The sequence below is a fragment of the Herpetosiphonaceae bacterium genome (genome assembly GCA_036374795.1).
Taxonomy (GTDB): Bacteria; Chloroflexota; Chloroflexia; order Chloroflexales; family Kallotenuaceae; genus LB3-1.
On record DASUTC010000220.1, the window covers coordinates 1 to 18,469 of the forward strand.

General features: G+C 61.7%; 17 protein-coding genes, 1 tRNA gene and 1 pseudogene. 14 read left to right on the forward strand and 5 right to left on the reverse strand.

Annotation, left to right across the window (positions count from 1 at the left end):
• Window positions 1-642: 642 nt before the first annotated feature.
• The 3 genes from VFZ66_16255 (at window position 643) to VFZ66_16265 (ending at window position 1,433) form a co-directional block, all read left to right on the forward strand.
• The gene (locus VFZ66_16255; GenBank protein HEX6290744.1) at window positions 643-801 is read left to right on the forward strand and encodes a Flp family type IVb pilin; all 159 of its coding nucleotides are present in this window, start codon (window positions 643-645) and stop codon (window positions 799-801) included.
• Between the two features lie 93 nt (window positions 802-894).
• Window positions 895-1,050 (forward strand): hypothetical protein, encoded by a 156-nt coding sequence (locus tag VFZ66_16260; protein ID HEX6290745.1) that lies wholly within the window; start codon window positions 895-897, stop codon window positions 1,048-1,050.
• Between the two features lie 221 nt (window positions 1,051-1,271).
• Window positions 1,272-1,433 (forward strand): Flp family type IVb pilin, encoded by a 162-nt coding sequence (locus VFZ66_16265; GenBank protein HEX6290746.1) that lies wholly within the window; start codon window positions 1,272-1,274, stop codon window positions 1,431-1,433.
• 130 nt (window positions 1,434-1,563) lie between these two features.
• Here VFZ66_16265 and VFZ66_16270 read toward each other — a convergent pair whose 3' ends face one another.
• Window positions 1,564-2,364 carry an STAS domain-containing protein gene (locus tag VFZ66_16270; protein ID HEX6290747.1) on the reverse strand — a complete coding sequence of 267 codons (801 nt, stop codon included), beginning with the start codon at window positions 2,362-2,364 and terminating at the stop codon, window positions 1,564-1,566.
• Between the two features lie 312 nt (window positions 2,365-2,676).
• On the opposite strand from VFZ66_16270, the gene VFZ66_16275 reads away from it, so the two are divergent.
• The gene (locus tag VFZ66_16275) at window positions 2,677-3,576 is read left to right on the forward strand and encodes a tellurium resistance protein TerC (GenBank protein ID HEX6290748.1); all 900 of its coding nucleotides are present in this window, start codon (window positions 2,677-2,679) and stop codon (window positions 3,574-3,576) included.
• 74 nt (window positions 3,577-3,650) lie between these two features.
• On the opposite strand, the gene VFZ66_16280 is transcribed toward VFZ66_16275, so the two are convergent.
• A complete protein-coding gene (locus VFZ66_16280) occupies window positions 3,651-5,315 on the reverse strand; it encodes a multicopper oxidase domain-containing protein (protein ID HEX6290749.1) in 1,665 nt (554 codons plus the stop codon).
• Window positions 5,316-5,684: 369 nt separating this feature from the next.
• On the opposite strand from VFZ66_16280, the gene VFZ66_16285 reads away from it, so the two are divergent.
• From VFZ66_16285 to VFZ66_16320, 8 genes are all read left to right on the forward strand, one after another.
• A tRNA-Gln gene (locus VFZ66_16285) sits at window positions 5,685-5,758 on the forward strand.
• Window positions 5,759-5,913: 155 nt separating this feature from the next.
• Window positions 5,914-7,329: a bifunctional UDP-N-acetylglucosamine diphosphorylase/glucosamine-1-phosphate N-acetyltransferase GlmU gene (gene glmU, locus VFZ66_16290; protein ID HEX6290750.1), complete on the forward strand. Its 1,416-nt coding sequence runs from the start codon at window positions 5,914-5,916 to the stop codon at window positions 7,327-7,329.
• A gap of 67 nt (window positions 7,330-7,396) precedes the next feature.
• Window positions 7,397-8,335 (forward strand): ribose-phosphate pyrophosphokinase, encoded by a 939-nt coding sequence (locus VFZ66_16295; GenBank protein HEX6290751.1) that lies wholly within the window; start codon window positions 7,397-7,399, stop codon window positions 8,333-8,335.
• Window positions 8,336-8,566: 231 nt separating this feature from the next.
• A complete protein-coding gene (locus tag VFZ66_16300; protein ID HEX6290752.1) occupies window positions 8,567-9,862 on the forward strand; it encodes a hemolysin family protein in 1,296 nt (431 codons plus the stop codon).
• Window positions 9,849-10,259 carry a cytidine deaminase gene (locus tag VFZ66_16305; GenBank protein ID HEX6290753.1) on the forward strand — a complete coding sequence of 137 codons (411 nt, stop codon included), beginning with the start codon at window positions 9,849-9,851 and terminating at the stop codon, window positions 10,257-10,259. Before VFZ66_16300 ends, VFZ66_16305 begins: the two co-directional genes overlap by 14 nt.
• Before the next feature lie 126 nt (window positions 10,260-10,385).
• The gene (gene mshB / locus VFZ66_16310) at window positions 10,386-11,255 is read left to right on the forward strand and encodes an N-acetyl-1-D-myo-inositol-2-amino-2-deoxy-alpha-D-glucopyranoside deacetylase (GenBank protein ID HEX6290754.1); all 870 of its coding nucleotides are present in this window, start codon (window positions 10,386-10,388) and stop codon (window positions 11,253-11,255) included.
• Window positions 11,242-12,264: a metal ABC transporter substrate-binding protein gene (locus VFZ66_16315; GenBank protein ID HEX6290755.1), complete on the forward strand. Its 1,023-nt coding sequence runs from the start codon at window positions 11,242-11,244 to the stop codon at window positions 12,262-12,264. The genes mshB and VFZ66_16315 overlap by 14 nt, the downstream gene beginning before the upstream one ends.
• A gap of 115 nt (window positions 12,265-12,379) precedes the next feature.
• Window positions 12,380-13,381, forward strand: a complete 1,002-nt coding sequence (locus tag VFZ66_16320) for a metallophosphoesterase (GenBank protein ID HEX6290756.1) — start codon at window positions 12,380-12,382, stop codon at window positions 13,379-13,381.
• Window positions 13,382-13,390: 9 nt separating this feature from the next.
• On the opposite strand, the gene VFZ66_16325 is transcribed toward VFZ66_16320, so the two are convergent.
• Window positions 13,391-14,200: a lipoate--protein ligase family protein gene (locus VFZ66_16325; protein ID HEX6290757.1), complete on the reverse strand. Its 810-nt coding sequence runs from the start codon at window positions 14,198-14,200 to the stop codon at window positions 13,391-13,393.
• Window positions 14,201-14,856: 656 nt separating this feature from the next.
• Window positions 14,857-15,723, reverse strand: coding sequence for a hypothetical protein (locus tag VFZ66_16330; protein ID HEX6290758.1), 867 nt, complete (start codon window positions 15,721-15,723; stop codon window positions 14,857-14,859).
• A 251-nt stretch (window positions 15,724-15,974) separates the two neighbouring features.
• On the opposite strand from VFZ66_16330, the gene lepB reads away from it, so the two are divergent.
• Both lepB and VFZ66_16340 read left to right on the forward strand, forming a co-directional pair.
• On the forward strand, window positions 15,975-16,724 hold the full coding sequence (lepB, locus tag VFZ66_16335) for a signal peptidase I (GenBank protein ID HEX6290759.1): 750 nt from the start codon (window positions 15,975-15,977) through the stop codon (window positions 16,722-16,724).
• A 91-nt stretch (window positions 16,725-16,815) separates the two neighbouring features.
• Entirely contained in the window at window positions 16,816-17,943 is a 1,128-nt protein-coding gene (locus VFZ66_16340; GenBank protein ID HEX6290760.1) for a glycosyltransferase family 1 protein, read from the forward strand.
• A gap of 80 nt (window positions 17,944-18,023) precedes the next feature.
• On the opposite strand, the pseudogene VFZ66_16345 reads toward VFZ66_16340, so the two are convergent.
• Window positions 18,024-18,446: pseudogene (locus tag VFZ66_16345) on the reverse strand (thioredoxin domain-containing protein).
• Window positions 18,447-18,469: the final 23 nt, after the last annotated feature.

The window sequence follows — 18,469 nt, forward strand, 5'->3', positions numbered from 1 at the left end:
CGTGAGGAAGGCCAGGGCCTCGTCGAGTACGCACTTATTCTTGTTCTGATCGCTATTGTCGTTATCGGCATCCTGACGATCCTCGGCAACCAGGTTTCGACCGTTTTCGAGACGATCAGCAACGGCCTGGCCCAGTAATTCAGCCTTTCACACACCACCGCGCAGGGACAGCATTGCTGTCCCTGCTCCTTTTAACCTCCTTCCCATCATCATCCGCTCCGACGCCGCGCTGCTCTTCGTGCAGCAGCCAGGCATAGCGGCTAGCTGCCTCCGCTCCCGCTGGACCAGGCCCATCACGAACCACAGCAGATACGTTTGCGATCTCCTTACGACTTCCCGGCCTGCTTCTTCAGGCAGCGGCGATCGACGGTGCTCGGCACAAAAGTGCCATGAGCGGCAGCCAAAAGATACGCGGATTCGCCCATCCATGACTATCGCTTTTGACGATGTAGGCCGGGCAGGCCGGGCGTATGCTTAGTCCATCGAGAGTGCAGATGGGAACTGAAGCAAGGTAGGATGATCTCTGGCTCAATAGCGGGGCTCGCCAGCAAGTCTATTGATCGCCGACACCCTGCCAGTATGTGCGCTGTTCCTTCCCCGCCACTCATTTTCATTCGGTATAGTTTTTTTAGGAGGAAGGTCATGCTTCGCAACTTCTTCGCCCGTGAGGAAGGCCAGGGTCTGGTCGAGTACGCGCTCATTCTCGTTCTGATCGCAATTGTCGTTATCGCCATTCTGACGCTTCTCGGCCAGCAGGTTTCCAGCGTTTTTGAAACCATCAATGGTGCGCTGACGCAATAACGCCAGTGAAGGACGAAGCAAAGCAGGGGCGTAGTCGCGTCCCTGCTTTGTTTATCTTATCAGGCCCATCCGTTTTACGAACCGAGGCAGCCCATGCTACACACCTTTTTTGCTCGTGAAGAGGGCCAGGGTCTCGTCGAGTACAGCTTGATCATCTTGCTGATCGCGATCGCAGTGATCGCAGCCGTATCGGCGTTTGGGATCACGGTTTCGGATCTGTTCACGTTGGTCGTCGAAAGCTGGCCGTAGCTATTCTTGAGCATTTCTTTTCAACGAGGGCGCGATTGCGTCCTCGTTTGTGTTATGCGCCTCGAAATCAGGCGCAACCTAAAGGCGCTGCGGATCGTAGCTTGAGCGTGATATGGACGAGCCTGTCCTTGTTTATCCTAGCAAGAGCGACCTGTGATGTAGTACTATATAGCTATACGTTCCCGCACTGCAATACACTCACACGGAAGCAGGTGATATACATGCTGCGTAGCTTCTTCACCCGCGAGGAGGGCCAGAGTCTTGTGGAATATGCACTTGTTCTTGTCCTAATTGCTGTGGCCGTCATTGGCATCCTCGCGGTACTGGGTACGAACATCAGCGGAGTTTTTGAGCGTGTGACAGAAGGTGTTGGCGGCAGCTAGCGCCAACGCTAAGGGCGAGACACATTGATGTCTCGCCCTTAGCGTTATACGCCGAATGCCCAGGGTATGAACGAGCGCCGCCGAATGCATGATCCGGCGGCGCTCATCGATCGCTGCTTGAGCAGCGGGCTTAGACGGAGGGAGCCAGCTCGGTGATGCCAAGGCCAAGCTGTTGCAGCGCGTAGAGCATACCCGCCTGAAGATTATTCAGCGTGATCACATCGCCCAGGTTGACGCCGAGCTGGATGATCGTCTGGGCGATCGTGCTGCTGATGCCGGTGAAGATCACACGCGAGCCGAGCAGATTGACCGCCTGCGCCGTCATAATCAGGTGGTTGGCGACGGAGGTATCGACCACCGAGACGCCGGTGATGTCGATAATGACCATATCGGCCTGCTGGCGCACGATCTCTTCGAGCAGACGCTCCGTAATCTCCTGCGAGCGCAGCGAGTCGATCGCGCCGACCAGCGGCAGCACCAGCACGCCACGATAGATCGGGATAATCGGCGTCGAAAGCTCCTGAATCACGGCGCGCAGTTGATCTTCGCGGCGCTGGGTCGCCCGGATCTCGGCGATCGTCGCCTCCTGGGCCGCGCGCTTGGTTTCCTCGACATAGCCTTCCAGAACCGTCGATAGATAGTCCCAGCGGACATCGCCATCTTGAGCGCTCGCGGTAGCAAGATCCGGCTTGAGCGCACGGCCAGCCCGAATAAACGCCTGGAGGCTTAGGCCCTGCCCGGCCAGCCGCGAGCCGAGGGCCTGCGCGTCCAAAGCATGAGGCCGATTCTGGTACGCCTGGAACTGCTCCACGATCTGCGCAGCCGCAGCGTGAAGTTGCTCATCGTTCAAGTTCGAGCCTCGCGAGTCGGCGGTTCGCAGGGCATGGAGCACCTGTTGCGTTAAGGGTGCCGAAGCATCATCATTGGGCATACAAATCTTCCGTAATGCTGATTAAGTGTGGTATTAGCTCGTGTCGGTGCCCGGCATCGACGAGCGCCATAGGCTCCGCATGTACGCCTGAATCTAGCCCGAACACGGCTATTTGCCGATAGCGGGGAAGTCCCATTCGCCTCAGGTACATCCGCTGGCGAATGGCTGTGCTTACCCTCCCTGAAGCACCATAAGCCTCAAAGCGCTTCTCTCCTTCAGAAGTAGGACAACCGGGCAGACACACTCTGCTGCGAAACAGTGTATCATATGCAGGGTTTCGTGGGTTAAGTTTTAGCAAAGGCAACACCAAGCATGGATGCAGGCGTTATTCTGATCATTATTCAGCTCATTTTTCTCGAAGGCATTTTATCGCTGGACAATGCGGCGGTACTTGGGGCGATGGTCGCGCCGCTGCCGGACGACAAGCCGGTGCCGTGGCCGCGAGCGCTGCGCGGCATCGGGCGTGTGCTCGACAAGTCTCTAGGCATGCAGCGCGACGCGGCGCTCAAAGTTGGCTTGCTGGGTGCGTACCTTGGGCGCGCCCTGATGCTGGTGCTGGCGACGATTGTGATTCAGAATTCCTGGCTGCGGCTGATCGGCGCGCTCTACCTGCTTTACCTGGCGATCGAATATCTGGGCCACCTGGGAGAGGCCGAGGGCGACGCGGAGGAGATGCTGCATCAGGAAGCCGAGTCGACCAGCTTTTGGGGTGTGGTGTTTCGGGTTGAGCTGGCCGACCTGGCGTTCAGCCTGGATAACGTCGTGGCGGCGGTCGCGCTCTCAGACGAGTACTGGGTGGTGCTGCTGGGCGTGGCGATCGGCATTGTGCTGATGCGCTTCGCGGCGAGTATCTTTAGCCGGATGATCGCCTGGGAGCCGAATCTCGAAATCGCGGCCTACCTGCTGATCCTGGCGATCAGCGTTGAGCTGCTGCTCGACGATCTGTTTCATATCCACTTCCAAACCTTCTACGTGGGCGGCCTGCCGATCAACGCCGAGGTGCAGCAGTTCGGTATCACGCTGATGATCCTCGTCCTGACGATCCTGCTATCGCGGGTGAGCTGGCTCAGGCCGATCAACGTCATCTGGACGCCGCTCTTGAAAATCGCCGCGCTGCTGCTCTATCCGATCCGCTGGCTGACCTGGCCGTTTCGCGCGCTGTTCGGCCTCTTCACCTCGCGCAGGCAGCAGCCAACGCCCACCAACGATTAAATAGTATCCTGTATCAAATTCCGACAGCCAGGCGTGTTTGCCTGGCTGTCGTGCGTTTGTACGACGAGCGCATGCTACATCCCGGCGACCACCTGGAACTGGCGCATCATCTCGTGATCTTCGTGCTCCAGAATGTGGCAGTGATACGGATAGAAGCCCGTGTAATCCTCAAAGCGCATGATGATCCGCGTCACCTCGCCCGGATTCATCCGCGCGGTATCCTTCCAGCCGCGCTCATTGGCATCCGGCGGCATACGCGGGCCGATGAACACAACCTTACCGGTCTTCTCATAATGTTTCAGGTTAAACTGCTGCCGATCGAGGATCTGGAACTGGACCAGATGCAGGTGGATCGGATGCGTGTCGGGCGTGACGTTAGCAAAGCTCCAGATCTCGGTCGTGCCCAGCACGGGATACTCCGAAACCTCATGCCAGCCTTTGTTGTCGATCAGCAGCATCAGCCGCCCATAATCGTCCTCGCCCTCATTCAGCGTCAGAAAACGCTCCTGCACCGCCGAGGCTTCGCTGAGATACTGGAACGGCGGCAGCGTGGTCGGCCATGAGCTGGTATCGCTGCCCTGGAGCGGCCTGGTGACACGGAACTGCATGATCTGGCCGGTCGTCGCCGGCTCGGCGGGCGGATCGTTGCCCAGGCCCGTGAACGGCCCATCCGAGGCGCTGTTGGTCATAAGCAGCGTCTGGCCGGTGTAGGCCGCGAAATCGACGAGCACATCGGCGCGCTCGCCTGGCGCGAGCAAGATCTCGGTCAGATCGACAGGTGCCGGAAGCAGGCCGCCCTCAGACCCAATCTGCCGGAAGGTGACGCCGCCAAGCGCGAGATTGTAGAAGCGCGAGTTCGAGCCGTTCAAGATGCGGAAGCGGTATCGGCGCGGCTCGACCTCAAGGAACGGCCAGACCTTGCCGTTGACGAGGATCGTATCGCCGAAGAACTCCGGCACGATCGACGGCATCGGCAGAGCGCTTTCCACATGCTCATCAGGCCCGGTCGGATAGAAGAGCGAGCCATCGGCGTTGAACGCGCGATCCTGAATCACGATCGGGATCTCATATGCCCGACGCGGCAGATTAAGGCTATCCTCGACGGCATCGCGCAGCAGCCAGAAGCCAGCCAGTCCCGCGTACACGTTGAGCCGCGTGATACCCAGGGCGTGATCGTGATACCAGAGCGTCGAAGCGTGCTGCGCATTGGGATAGATATAGGTCGCCGAGCCGCCGGGAACAAACGCATCTTCGGGATAGCCATCCACCGCCTGCGGCACATGCCCGCCGTGGAGATGAACCACGGTGCGCACCGCTGGCTCGCCCATGTTAGTCCCGCCCAGGGTCGTATCGACCGGCAGCAGATGGGCGGCGGGCAAATTATTGATCCACTTTACCGTTACCGGCTGATTGGTCCGCGCTTCAAGCGTCGGGCCGGGATAAAGACCGTTGTATCCCCAGACAGTTGTGGGCGCGAGCTGCGCGTGAAGCTGCTGGATCGCCTGATTCATCTGCACAATGTAGTAGCTTCCGCCCTTGGCCTTCCCGACCGGCTGGAGCACACCCGGAAGTGGCAGCGGGTCGAGGTACTTGGTGAGCGTCGTCGGATCGAGCATCGGGAACAAGCCAGGGACGTGAGGCGTGGCCGCAGCAAGCTGCGAGGCGTACCACGCACGCGGCATCAGCAGCCCTGCGCCAACTGCCGCGCCTAGTTTCAAAAACCGTCGTCGGCTGACCATCACACACCTCCAGGTGGTAGAACTTCCTTCCATTCGATCGCGCTGGATGCACGAGTCGAGAAGAACACTGAATGCTCCCCTGATCCTTCCTCAATTTCACTCGATTCGTGGAGGCGCTTCCCCACTAGGTAGGTGTTTATAGATGATGGGGAGTTGTGCTATTGTGGATCGGAGCGACAATCGCCTACGGAAAGATGCATTCTCGCGATGTAGAGAAACGTTCACCGTCAGAGCGACAGATGCGAATCAGGCACAGCCGTGCTGCGGATTTGATCGGAGCGCGCGAATCTGGTATAATGCGTCCTCGCTTGCGGTGATATGGATAGTGGCAAAACACTTTACACTGATCCGCAGAAGTTTGGCAAACAATGGCGGATCGTCCAATGGTAGGACAGCGGACTTTGGATCCGTTAATCTAGGTTCGAATCCTGGTCCGCCAGCCAGCACACGTAGAGCGGAGCAACCCTCTCGCGACATTCGCACTGATGAAGTTGCACGCACAACCGAGTATCGCGCGAGGCCCCCTACCGGCATCTATGCCAGAGGGGGCACGCTGTTGCAGTGAAATGCTGAGCCATTTCGCTGCTTTTTCTTGTATATGACAACAACAGCACATCGATTAGGCGTCGTGATCCTGGCTGCGGGCGAAGGCACGCGCATGCGATCGGCGCTACCCAAAATCTTGCATCCCATCGTCGGAAAGCCGCTGGTCGAGCACGTGCTTGAGCTGAGCCATGCCCTGGGCGCGGCTGAGACGGCCCTGGTGCTCGCGCCGGACACGATCGACCAACTGCGGCAGCGCTGGGGCGAGCGCTACAGCTACACCGTCCAGGCCGAGCGCCGTGGAACCGGCCACGCGCTGTTGCAGGCGCAGCCGCTGCTCGACGGCAAGGTCGATCGGGTGCTGGTCTTGTACGGCGCCGACCCGCTGCTGCGGCCAGAGTCGGCGCAGCGCCTGCTGGCGGCGCTCGATCAGCCGGATGTGCTCGGCGCGATCACCACCTTCCGCGCGGAGCGTCCAACCGGCTACGGTCGCATTCTGCGCGACGAGCGCCGCCATGTGCTGGGAGTGGTCGAAGAGCGCGACGCGACGCCGCAGCAGCGGCGCATCGGCGAGGTGAACCAGGGCGTGGTGGCCTACGATGCGGCCTGGCTCTGGGAGCACCTCCGGCAGCTCACGCCCAGCCCGGTCAAGCAGGAGTACTACCTGACCGATCTGGTGGCGATGGCGGTCGCCGAGCGCGGCCCCGGCGTGATCGTCGCCGTGGAGCTGGACGATCCGACCGAGGCGCTGGGCATCAACGATCGGATCGAGCTGGCCGAGGCGGAGGCGATTATGCGGGCGCGTATCCTGCAAGAGCTGATGCGCAGCGGCGTGACAATCGTCGATCCAGGCCACACCTATGTGGATGCGGGCGTGCAGGTGGGCCAGGATACGATCTTGCTGCCCGGCACGCTGCTCAAAGGCGCGACCGTGATCGGCGCGAACTGTGTGATTGGCCCCAACAGCATGATCGAAGACTCACAGATCGGCGCTGGCTGCCGGGTCAAGGCGTCGTTCGTGGAAGGCTCGGTGGTGGAAGACGGCTCGGACATCGGGCCGATGTCGCATATCCGGCCTGGGTCGCGGATCGGCTCCGGCGTGCATATCGGCAACTTTGGCGAGGTCAAAGGCTCGACGCTGCACGAAGGGGTCAAGATGGGCCACTTCTCGTACATCGGCGACGCGACCGTCGGGCCGAACGTCAACATCGGCGCGGGCACGATTACTGCGAACTTCGGCGAGAAGCGGGCGCAGCCGGGGCAGCGCAAGCATCGCACAGAGATCGGAGCGGGGGCCTTGATTGGCTCTGATACAATGCTGGTAGCACCCGTTAAAATCGGCGCGGGCGCGAAGACCGGCGCAGGCGCGGTGGTGACGAAGGATGTGCCGGATGGAGCGGTAGTGGTAGGTGTTCCCGCGCGACCGCTGCAAGCGCCGACGGAGGCGCAGACGGAGCCGGAAAGCACGTGATCGCGCGCTGGTATCGTAGCAGATAGCAGGCATTGGGCATACGGCATGGAGGGTTCGACAAGCAAGTATGGACGGACGATTACAAGTTTTTGCCGGGAACTCGAATCCCGCGCTGGCACGTGAGATCACCACGCATCTGCATCTGAACCTGGGCCGTGCGCTCGTAGGCCAGTTCAAGAACGGCGAGACGCGCATCAAGATCGAAGAGAACGTGCGCGGCTCCGATGTCTTCGTGATCCAATCGCTGTCCGCGCCGGTCGACCATTACCTGATGGAGCTGCTGATCATGATCGACGCGATGCGCCGCTCGTCGGCCAAGCGCATCACGGCGGTCGTGCCGTACTACGGCTACGCCAAGCAGGAGAAGAAGACGACGGGCCGCGAGCCGATCACCGCCAAGCTGATCGCCAACCTGATCGCCACGGCTGGCGCGCACCGCCTGCTGACGATGGACCTGCACGCGCCCGCGATCGAGGGCTTCTTCGATATTCCGGTGGATCACCTGCAAGCGGGGCCGCTGCTCGTCGATTACTTCCGCCAGAAAGAGCTGCGCAACATGGTCGCCGTCTCGCCCGACGCGGGCGGCGTGGGACGCGCCAATAAGTTCCGTGAGCGGATCGGCGCGAGCCTGGCGATCATCGCCAAGCAGCGGCCAGAGCCCGACGTCTCAGAGGTGATCGAGATGGTCGGCGATGTCGAGGGCAAGACCGCGATCATCGTGGACGACATGATCTCGACCGGCGGCACGCTCGTCGAGGCGGCGAAGACGCTGCACGAGCGCGGCGCGACACGCATCTTCGCCTGTGCGACCCACGGCATCTTTGCGGGCGCGGCGTTCAACCAGATGGCGGACTCGCACCTGGAAGAGATCGTCGTCACCAACACAATCGTGCTTCCGCCCGAGGCCAGCGCGGCGCGGATTAAAACGATCAGCGTCGCCGCGCTCTTTGCCGAGGCGATCATGCGTATCCATAAGGATCTCTCGCTCAGCACGCTGTTTATGTAGGGGCGAAAGAACAAAGGAACAAAGAACAGAGAACAACAGCACTCGCCGCTCCCCCTCGCATATCGCAATGGGAGAGGAGGCCGGGATGAGGGCCTACCGAAGAACAAGAGAACAAAAGAACAAGGGCAACTCAGAACTCAAAACTTGAAACCTGGAACTTGAAACTTGAGAGACACGCAGGCGCGATTGTAGGAGCGCTTTGCGATACCAAACCCTAGTAAGGAGTCTGGCTTGGACCCTGGACCTACTATCGAGCTGCTCGGCCTGGTGCTGTGCTTTGCTCTGACGGCAATCTCCTCCGCCGCCGATGCAGCTCTTTCCGCAATATCTCGTCACCGGCTGAACTCGCTCCTGGCGGAGGGCCGACCGCGTGCTCACGTCATCGCTCACCTGCTCAACGACCCGGCCCGGCTGAAGGCAACCACGCTGACGCTCGATACGTTCGCCAAGTGCGGCGCAACTGCGCTGGTGCTGGCGCTGATCGTCAACACGCCGACGCTCTGGCAGCGGCTTGCCATCGTCGTCGCAGTGCTGCTGGTGCTGCTGATCATCGGCGAGGCGCTGCCCAAGCTGATCGCGACAACCCACCCCGACCGCACCGCGCTGCTCCTCGCCCGCCCGCTCAGCTTCCTCTCGATCCTCGTCAGCCCGATTACCGCGATCGTGGCGCTGGTCGCGACTCCCTTCGCCAGAATGCTGGGCACTCAGCCGGGCACGCCGCTCGTGACGGAGGAAGAGCTGAAGCTGCTGGTCAACGTCGGCGAGGAAGAAGGGCTGATCGAAAAAGAAGAGCGCGAGATGATCGAGGGCATCTTAATCTTCGGCGACACGCTCGTCCGCGAGGTGATGGTGCCGCGCATCGACATTGCGGGCCTTGAGGCCGACAGCTCGATCAGCCGGGCGCTTGACTTCGCCCTGTCCGAGGGGCACTCACGCATTCCAGTCTATGAAGAAACGATCGACCGCGTCATCGGCATTCTGTACGTGCGCGAAATGCTGCCGCTGCTGCGCGACGGTCGGCTGGACGTGCCGATCCGTGAGCTGCTGCGTCCGGTCTATTTCGTGCCCGAAACGATGAAAGTCGATGATCTGCTACGCAATCTGAAGAGTCGCAAGGTTCACCTGGCGATCGTCGTCGACGAGTACGGCGGGACGGCGGGCCTGGTGACGATCGAGGACCTGCTCGAAGAGATCGTCGGCGAGATCCAGGATGAGTACGATGTCGAGGAGCCGCTGGTGCAGCATCTCGCGACCGACACCTGGATCGTCGATGCGCGTGTCTCGCTGGACGACCTGAACGCCGAGACTGGCCTGAACCTTGAAACCGACGAGGGCGATAGCGTCGGCGGGCTGGTCTACGAAAAGCTCGGTACGATCCCCAGGGTCGGCGATAGCGTCGACGTAGGCGATGTCACGATCACCGTGCAATCAGTACAGGGGCTACGCCCCGAAAAGCTGCAACTGGTCTTGCACACCAGGGAGCCGGAAGAAGCCGTCATTCAAGGAGTGGGCGATGCAGGACATTGACTTGCACGGGCTGCTGGGCATAGCGCGGATCGCACGTGGACGGGCATACGTGCCCTACTCGAAATATCCGGTTGGCGCGGCGCTGCTGTGCGGATCGGGCAAGATCTATCCCGGCTGTAACGTCGAGAACGCAGCCTATCCGGTCTGCATGTGCGCGGAGCGGACGGCGCTCTTTGCCGCCGTGGCCGCTGGTGAGCACGAGTTCCTGGCGATGGCGGTGATCGCCGATTCGGATCGGCCCGTACCGCCTTGCGGCATGTGCCGCCAGGCACTACATGAGCTTGCGCCGGATCTGCCGGTGCTGCTGGCGAATATACGCGGCGATGAGCGGCGCACCACGCCCCGCGAGCTGCTGCCCGACGGCTTTACCGCCGCCGATCTGCCGACGCCGCCCTAGCGCTGACAGCCCCGCACAGAGAGTGATATAATGCGACCGAGCCCAGTTGTGGGCTCGGTTGTTGTTTAACGCAGGCACAGTTCGTGTAAGGACAGATGAGCCTACAAGGAATATAGGAATCGTACAATGAGTGAATCGTTGAGCTTAATGATCGTCCACGCACATCCCGACGACGAAGCGATTGGAACCGGTGGCATTCTGGCTCGCTACAGCGCGGAGGGCCACACAACCATTCTCGTCACCTGTACGCTGGGTGAGGAGGGCGAGATCGTGCTGCCGGATCTGGATACAGAAGAAAATCGCGCGCGGCTGGCCGAGATCCGGCGCGAAGAGCTGCTGGCGGCGGTCGAGCATCTGGGCATTACCCATCTTGAGCTGCTGCCCTACCGCGACTCGGGCATGGCTGGCAGGCCAAGCAACGAGCACCCCGAATGTTTTGCCCAGGCCGATCTCGATGAGGCGACCGAGCGGCTGGTGCAACTGGTGCGGAAGCATCGTCCGCACGTGCTGATGACCTATAACGAGCATGGCGGGTACGGACATCCCGACCATATTATGGCCCACAAGATCACGGTCGCCGCGTTCGACGCCGCGGGCGATCCCGCCCGATACCCTGCGGCGGGATCGCCGTGGACGCCCTCAAAGCTCTACTATATCTCGTTCCGGCGCGCGCTCTGGCTGAGCGCCTGGCAGGCAATGCATGAGCGCGGCCTGAAAACGCCGATGGACGAAGAGGGCTTCGATGGCAGCCGCTATGTCGACGATCCGCGCAACACGACGGCCGTCGATGTCCATGCGTATCTGCCGAAAAAGCTGGCCGCGCTGCGCGAGCATCGCACGCAGATTCGCCCCGACTGGCTCTGGCTGGCCGTGCCGGAAGATCTGCGCGATGAGCTGTTCAACGTTGAGCATTTTATCCGTATCGCCTCGCGGGTTCCGGTCGACGAAGGTGAAGAAGACGATGTGTTTGCCGGACTACGCTATGGAAACACCTAAGCACACTCCATTGCGCTCAGGCCGCTGGCGGCGCGTCTCGGCGCTGCTGCTGATCCTGCTGATCGGCGGGCCGCTCCTTGCAGCATGTGGACAGGCCGCTTCCGCGCGTCCGTCGCTCAACGTCGTCGCCACGCTCGCGCCGCTCGCCGACTGGGCAAGGCAGGTTGGCCGCGAGCATGTCCAGGTGACGCAGATCGTGCCGGCGGGGATCGACCCAAAGACGTATGTCTTGACCCAGCGCGATCGTGCGGCGATCGACAGGGCGGATGTGCTGCTGCTCAACGGGTATGAGCTTGAGCCGTGGCTCGATCAGGCGCTGGCCGAGAGCATGTCGCCGCCACGGGTGACGCTGGATCTGTCGCAGTACCTGGGTGTGCGCAATAACGGCACGCACGCGATCGTGCGCACGCCGCTGGAGGGCGAAGAGCGCGGCGGCGAAAAATCCGAGATCGAGCAGATCTATATCCCGCCGTCGGTCGTTTCGCCCTACCTCTGGCTTGATCCCGGCCCGACGATGGCTCAGCAGGCGGTGATGCTGATCGCCGATACGTTTACGCGCGCCGATCTGGACAACCTGCTGGCGTACCGGCGCAACGCCGATCAGTACAACGGCGAGCTTGAAAACCTCGACAATTGGATCAAGCGGCAGATCCGAGGCTGGCCGCGTGTCAGAGCCGGTACTAAGGAGCTTCTCGCGCTTCAGGCCGTCGATCGCTCCTGGCACTATTTTGCGCAGCACTACGCGATCAACCTGCGCACCACCGTGACGATCAGCACGTTCGAGCCGACGATCCCGGCTGTGACGCCGCTCTTTGTCGATCAGTTTTTGAGCGAGTCGGAGCGGCAGCGGCTGCTGGGGCTGCGCCAGCCCGATGGCGTGCTCAATCCGCTCGCCGATAACTCGTACATCGAGCTGATGAAGCACAATGTCAACATTATGACCCAGGGCGTGCAGCGCGCGGCACGCAGGGAGCCGCTCCAATTCAACCTGCAAGTCATTGGATCGTAAGGCGGCACGGCATCATTAGACAATCGAGGCATCGACCGTCGGGCGCACCCTGTGCGCCCATTACTTATTATGTCAATAAGATCACAGGATCGATGCGCAAGCGAATCGAAAACGTATGATCGATCAAGAGCTAATCACAGATAGGCCGCCTGCACGGGCAGAGCACGAGCCGCGTTTTGGCTGGCGGATTCCAACAGACGGCAAGCCCGCTTCATTCCGCGTGCTGATCAACCTGCGCTGGCTGTGGGCCGCGTGCCTGGCGGCGCTCGGCCTGCTGGCGGCGCTCAGCCGCATCCCGCGCGGACGACGGCTGCCGTTGCTCCTGGCAGGCGGAGTCATACCTGGCGCTGCGGCGCTGATCGTCGCCGTCGCTCAAGCGCGCCAACTGATCTTCGAGCGTATCACCGTTCCGGTCGCCGGTCTGCCGCCAGCGCTGGATGGCTTCACCATCGTTCAACTGAGCGATTTTCACCTGGGCGCGGCATTTACCGTCGCCAATCTGCGGCGCGCGGTAGCCTGGACCCGGCAGCGGCAGGCCGATCTAGTGGTCCTGACCGGCGACTTCGTCAACGACAGCCACGACGTGCCGCTGCTCCACGAGTGCTTGCAGGGTATCGAGGCGCGCTACGGGGTGTATGCGATCCTGGGCAACCATGATTACTGGACGAATAGCGGCGCTGTCGAGCGGGCGCTCACCGATCACGGCATCGAGCTGCTGCGAAACGAGCGGCGGCGCATCGACATCGGCGGAGCCAGCCTGTATCTCGTCGGGGTAGACTGTGTGTGGGAAGACCAGCACGATCTGGAGCTGGCGCTGAGCCGGATTCCGGTGGACGCGACCGTCGTGGTGCTGGCGCACGAGCCGGACATCGCCGACGAGATCGCGCCGTACGGCCCTGCGCTTCAGCTTTCGGGCCATACGCACGCAGGCCATTTCGCCGTTCCGCTGCTCGGCCCGCTCTTCTTGCCGCGACATGGCTTCCGCTACTTCCGAGGCTTGCAGCGTGTCGGGCCGATGTGGCTGTACGTCTCGCGCGGTCTGGGCGGATTACCATTCCGGCTGGGCTGCCCGCCCGAAGCAACCGAGCTGACGCTACGCGCCGCTCGCGACGAATAGCGCCAAGCATCACCGCCGCGTGGTCCATGCGGGATGCCCGTATTTGTCGGAGAGCAGCTCCGCCGCGCGGTGCTCTTCGGCAGGCGTCAGCGCTCCGGGCACCAGCACAATCTGCCAGCACTGCTCGAAGCCACGGATCAGCGCGGCCACCACAGCATCGAACGAGGGCGTGTAGCCCAGCGCCTCATCGAGCGCGATCAAGCGCCGGGCCAGCGCCAGGCCGTCCAGGGATGGCGGCAGCTTCAGCGCCCGCGTCCATGCCTCGGCGTCGGCGTGGAGCAGGATCGAGCCGTGCTGAAGCACAGCACCCTGCTGTCGCGCCTGGGCGCTGCCCACCAGCTTCCGCCCGCTGAGCGTAATCTCGTAATCGCTCGGCAGGTCGAAGCAGGCGGCGGATTTCGCACTGCGGGCCGACGGAGCCGGAGCCAGTTCGGGCGCGATCCCCAGCTGCGCCAATCCCGCGCACAGCGCATGGCTAATCGCGCGGTACGACTGGACGATACTGCCAGCGTACACGAGCGGATCATCGCTCGCCGCCACCAGCGAGTACGTCACCTCCTGATCGTGCAGGATTGCCCGTCCGCCGGTTGGCCGCCGCACAATATCGATGCCTAGCTCAGCACACGCCGCCTGATCGACATCCCGCTCCAGGCGCTGCCCCAGTCCAAGCGACAAACAGGCGGGAGTCCAGCGATAAAAGCGTAGCGTCGGCACCTGCTCAGCCGCATAGAGATCGGTGATTGCCTGATCGATCGCCATATTTTCCGCGCCGGAGCGCGGCAGCATGACCAGCAAGCGCCATAGATTGCCTGTCGTCATAGCTTAAACAGAGAAACGGACCACATGGTCCGCTTCCAGGATAATAGCCGACAAATAAATGAGGACACCCGTCGGAACAACTCGCTGTCATCGCGATCGGCGATAGTCGCGCAGCCCTAGCAGCACCGGAACCAGCGCTGAAAGGACCATCAACAGCGGCCATATGACCAGAGCAACGTCGATTGACATAGTACCCCTACATCATCCAAAGCTTGTACATCCGCTGCTGTTCTAATAGCAACCGATGTGCCAGCGGGATTATACCATCACTTTGAGACAGCTTTCACAAAAAAGTCAACCGCCAGGAATACTACCCTTTCTGCGTCATGCGACACACTGCTGAAACGTTGCATCAGGCGTAGCGTCTTCGTTGCTTCCGAGTTCAAAGTTTCGAGTTCCGTGTTCAGGCCCTCACCCCCGGCCCTTTCCCACTGTACAGCAGCGGGAAAGCAGCGTGTGCCTGGTTCTCGCTTTGTGCGCGGGGTGCCCATGCCGGGTGCCATGCGGGTGCCCTCTGGGCATAGTACCCGCATGGCACCCGGTGCTTTGTTCTTTTGTTCTTTTGTTAAGCCCACAGATATAAACGGCGATCAATCGCTGAAGATACCGATTGACCGCCGCTGATCATCTCACAAGCTCTGGCTGTTCCCGGCTGATCAGCTCACTACCTCGTAGCGCACGTTGCGGCGAAAGAGCGAGGTCCGCAGACCTAGCGGCGTGTGGCAGCCCTCGCAGGTGTCGTCGATCACGCCCGTAAGCTGGGTCGGGCCGTCGGTGCGCTCGATCACCACCCAGGTGCATTGCGGGCAGCGCGTCACCTGATGCGACGCGGGGCCGTACACAAAGCCGACGCCCGCCGCTTTGGCCGTGCTGTGCAGCCGCTGGAAGGTCGCCTCGTCGGGTGGTGTGTCGCTCAGCCGGCTCGACAGCAGATGCAGCGGCGTGAGCGAGCCGAGCGCGACGCGCATCCACTTCGACAGCGCGGTAACTTCGGCATCGCTATCGTTGACCCCGGCTGTCACGTGGAGTGCCACCTCGACATGAATATTCCAGCGCTGGCGGGCCTCGGCGGCGATCTTGAAGACCGATTGCCAATCGTCGAAGCCGGTGAGCGTCTGGTAGGATTGCGCGCTAAAGCCGTACACGTCGAGGCGCATGCCGTCGAGATATGGAGCCATCTGCGCGAACAGCTCAGGGTTGAAGTAGCCGGTCGTCGCGATCGACGTGAAGCGGCTGGCGGCACGTCCAAGCTTGATCCCATCCAGCGTCCACTCATACGCCACGGACGGATCGCCAAAGGTCCAGAGGATTCCACGGCACAACCGCTGCTGTGCAAACTCAACCACGCGCTCAGGCGTTAGCTCGCGCGCGTTCGCGGCAGCGATGGCATGAGGCAGCGCGGTATCGGGAACATCGGGCGGCGCGAGCGGCGTTCCATAGCCGCCGATGCAAAAGACCTGGGCATCGGGGAAGAAATGCCACAGGCGGTGGTCTTCGATCGGGCCAATCGTGGCGGCGCTCACCAAACCGTAAGCATCGACGATGACCGCGTTGTCATGATGAGAGCGGACGCGACAACGGCCAACGTCACCGACGGCGAGCTCGCAGCGCCATTGACAAACGTCGCACCGGATGCGATTGTCGGCGAGCGGGGTTTGGAGAATGCTCGAATGCATGCAAAATGCTCCACAAGCAGGTACACTATACGAGGGTAGGCAAACGTGTTGTCTGTTATTATAATTCGCAATAACGTTGCATAAAGGTCCGCCTTTCTATGAACCATCAGACTATGCAGACTCAGGCCGAAGAATCCCAGCGCCTGGGAGAACGACCGTGGGAGCCTTTGGATGAGGATGAGGGCGATTCGGTCCCTTCTGTCAGCACAACGGCTCGTGAACTGATCGAAACCGTCCTGTTCATTCTGCTCGTCTTCTTCATCATGCGCGGCGTGATCCAAAACTTCCGCGTCGATGGTCAGAGCATGGAGCCAAACTTCAAGTCGGATCAATATATCTTCGTCAACAAGATCATCTTCTTCCACTTCGACATGAACGCGCCGCTGCGGCTGCTGCCCGGCAACAGCGATCTGGAGCCCAAGGTGATCTATCCCTTCCGCATGCCGCAGCGCGGCGATGTGGTGGTGCTGGAAGCGCCCAACGGGGATTACGAAGGAAACTCCGTCGATTACATCAAGCGCGTGATCGCGCTACCCGGCGAGATCGTGCAGGTCAAGGACGGCAAGGTCTATATCAACAACAAGCCGCTCGAAGAAAGCAAGCAGAACGGCGGCTATCTCACCGAGTCAACCGACTGTCTCGGCGGGCAGCTCTGCGAGCCGTACCGCGTGCCCGAAAGCAGCGTCGTCGTGATGGGCGATCACCGCAGCAATAGCCAGGACTCGCGCACCTGGCCCGCGCCGCCTGGCCTGCCGCTCGACCGCATCGTCGGCAAGGCGTGGGTTTCGTACTGGCCGCGCGACCTGTGGGGCGTGATCCCGTCGCCGACCTACGCGCAAACGCCGTGAGCGCCGCCGGGGGCGCAGAACAAAGGGATCAGCGGTTAGGGGTTAGAAGTCTCAACTTCTAACCCTCATCGTTTGCCATCGATCGAGGAATATGCATTTCGCACTCAACGCCCATCTGCTCAGCCCGCAGCCCGGCTATCGTCAGGCCGGCGTCAGCGAGTACATTGATCGGATCATGCGCCAGCTCTGGACGATTACGCCCGACGATCGCTGGACGGTCTATGCTCCGCCCGGCGTGACGCGCGCCTTGCTGGACGCGCCCGCCCACGTGGCGCTGCATCCTAGCCGCCTGCCGACAACCAATCCGCTCGCGCGCATCGCGTGGGAGCAGATCGTCGCGCCCGCCGTGCTGCGCCACGACCGTCCCGCCGTGCTGCTGTGCCCGCTGAACGTCGTTCCGCTGCTCGCGCCGTGCCCGACGGTGGTAACGGTTCACGATCTGGCGTTTTTGCGCTTCAACCTGCACAGACCGGCCAAGCGCCGCTACCTAAGCCTGCTGACCCGGCTATCGGTCAGACACGCCGCGCATGTGATCACAGTCTCCGAGTTTACCCGCCGCGAGGTGCTTGAGCTGCTCAACGTGCCGCCGGATCGCGTCACCGCCGTGCCCAACGGACGCAAAGCCGAGTTCGCACCGGTCGACGAGGCGACGATCGAGCGCTTTCGGCAGCAGAAAGGCTTGCCGCCGCGCTTTTTGCTTAGCGTGGGCACGCTTGAGCCGCGCAAAAATATTGCGACGCTGATCCGAGCCTACGCCCAGGCCAGAGATCGGCTTGATCTGCCCCTGCTGATCGGCGGCGGTAAAGGCTGGCTCTACGACGAGATCTTTGCGCTGGTGCGTGACCTTGGGCTAGAGCAGGACGTGCGCTTTATCGGGTTTATTCCCCGCGACGAGCTACAGGTGTACTACGCTGCGGCGCGTGCCTTCGTCTATCCCTCGCTCTACGAGGGCTTCGGCCTGCCGCTGCTTGAGGCGATGGCGGTCGGCACGCCGGTTGTCGCCTCGGACGCGGGCGCATCGATCGAGGTTGCGGGCGATGCCGCGCTGATCGTGCCTGCGACCGACGCGGCACGAATGGCCGATGCGCTGATGCGCGTGACAGACGACGCCGCGCTACGTGACGAGATGCGCGCGAAGGGCCTGGCGCAGGCGCGGCGCTTCTCCTGGGAGCGCGCGGCGCAGGAGACGCTCGGCGTGCTGCGCCGCGTTGCCAGGTAGAATTAACTGGTAGGGCCTAGTGCATACGCCCTCGCAATCATATTCGGCAGGCGATCCATCCTGAAGTGACAGCGATTCACCTAGCGCACAGCATCAGCCACCTGCTGGTAGCGTGCAAATGGCAGCGCCCCGACGATTCGCGTGCCGTTGATGTCCATCACGGGGCGGCTTGTCACGCCTTCGCGCTGCGCCGAGGCATAATCATCGCGTACCTGGGCCTGGAACTGCCCCTGCTCCATGCACTGCCGAAACTGGCTCGCGTCGAGGCCCAACTCTGTCACCAGCGGCTCCAGCGCCGCGAAGCCGGTCGCGCTATAGAGTTGGTCTTGCCGCCTGTAGATCAGCTCACGCATCTCCCAGAACGACGCCTGCGCCCCGGCACACTCCGATGCTTCCGCCAACACCTGCGAGCCCTCCCCAAGCTGAAGCAGATGACGGTAGATCAGCCGCGCCTTACCGGCCTTGATGTACTGCTCGATGATCTGAGGTTCGGTTTCCACAACGTGGAACTTGCACGCACTTCACA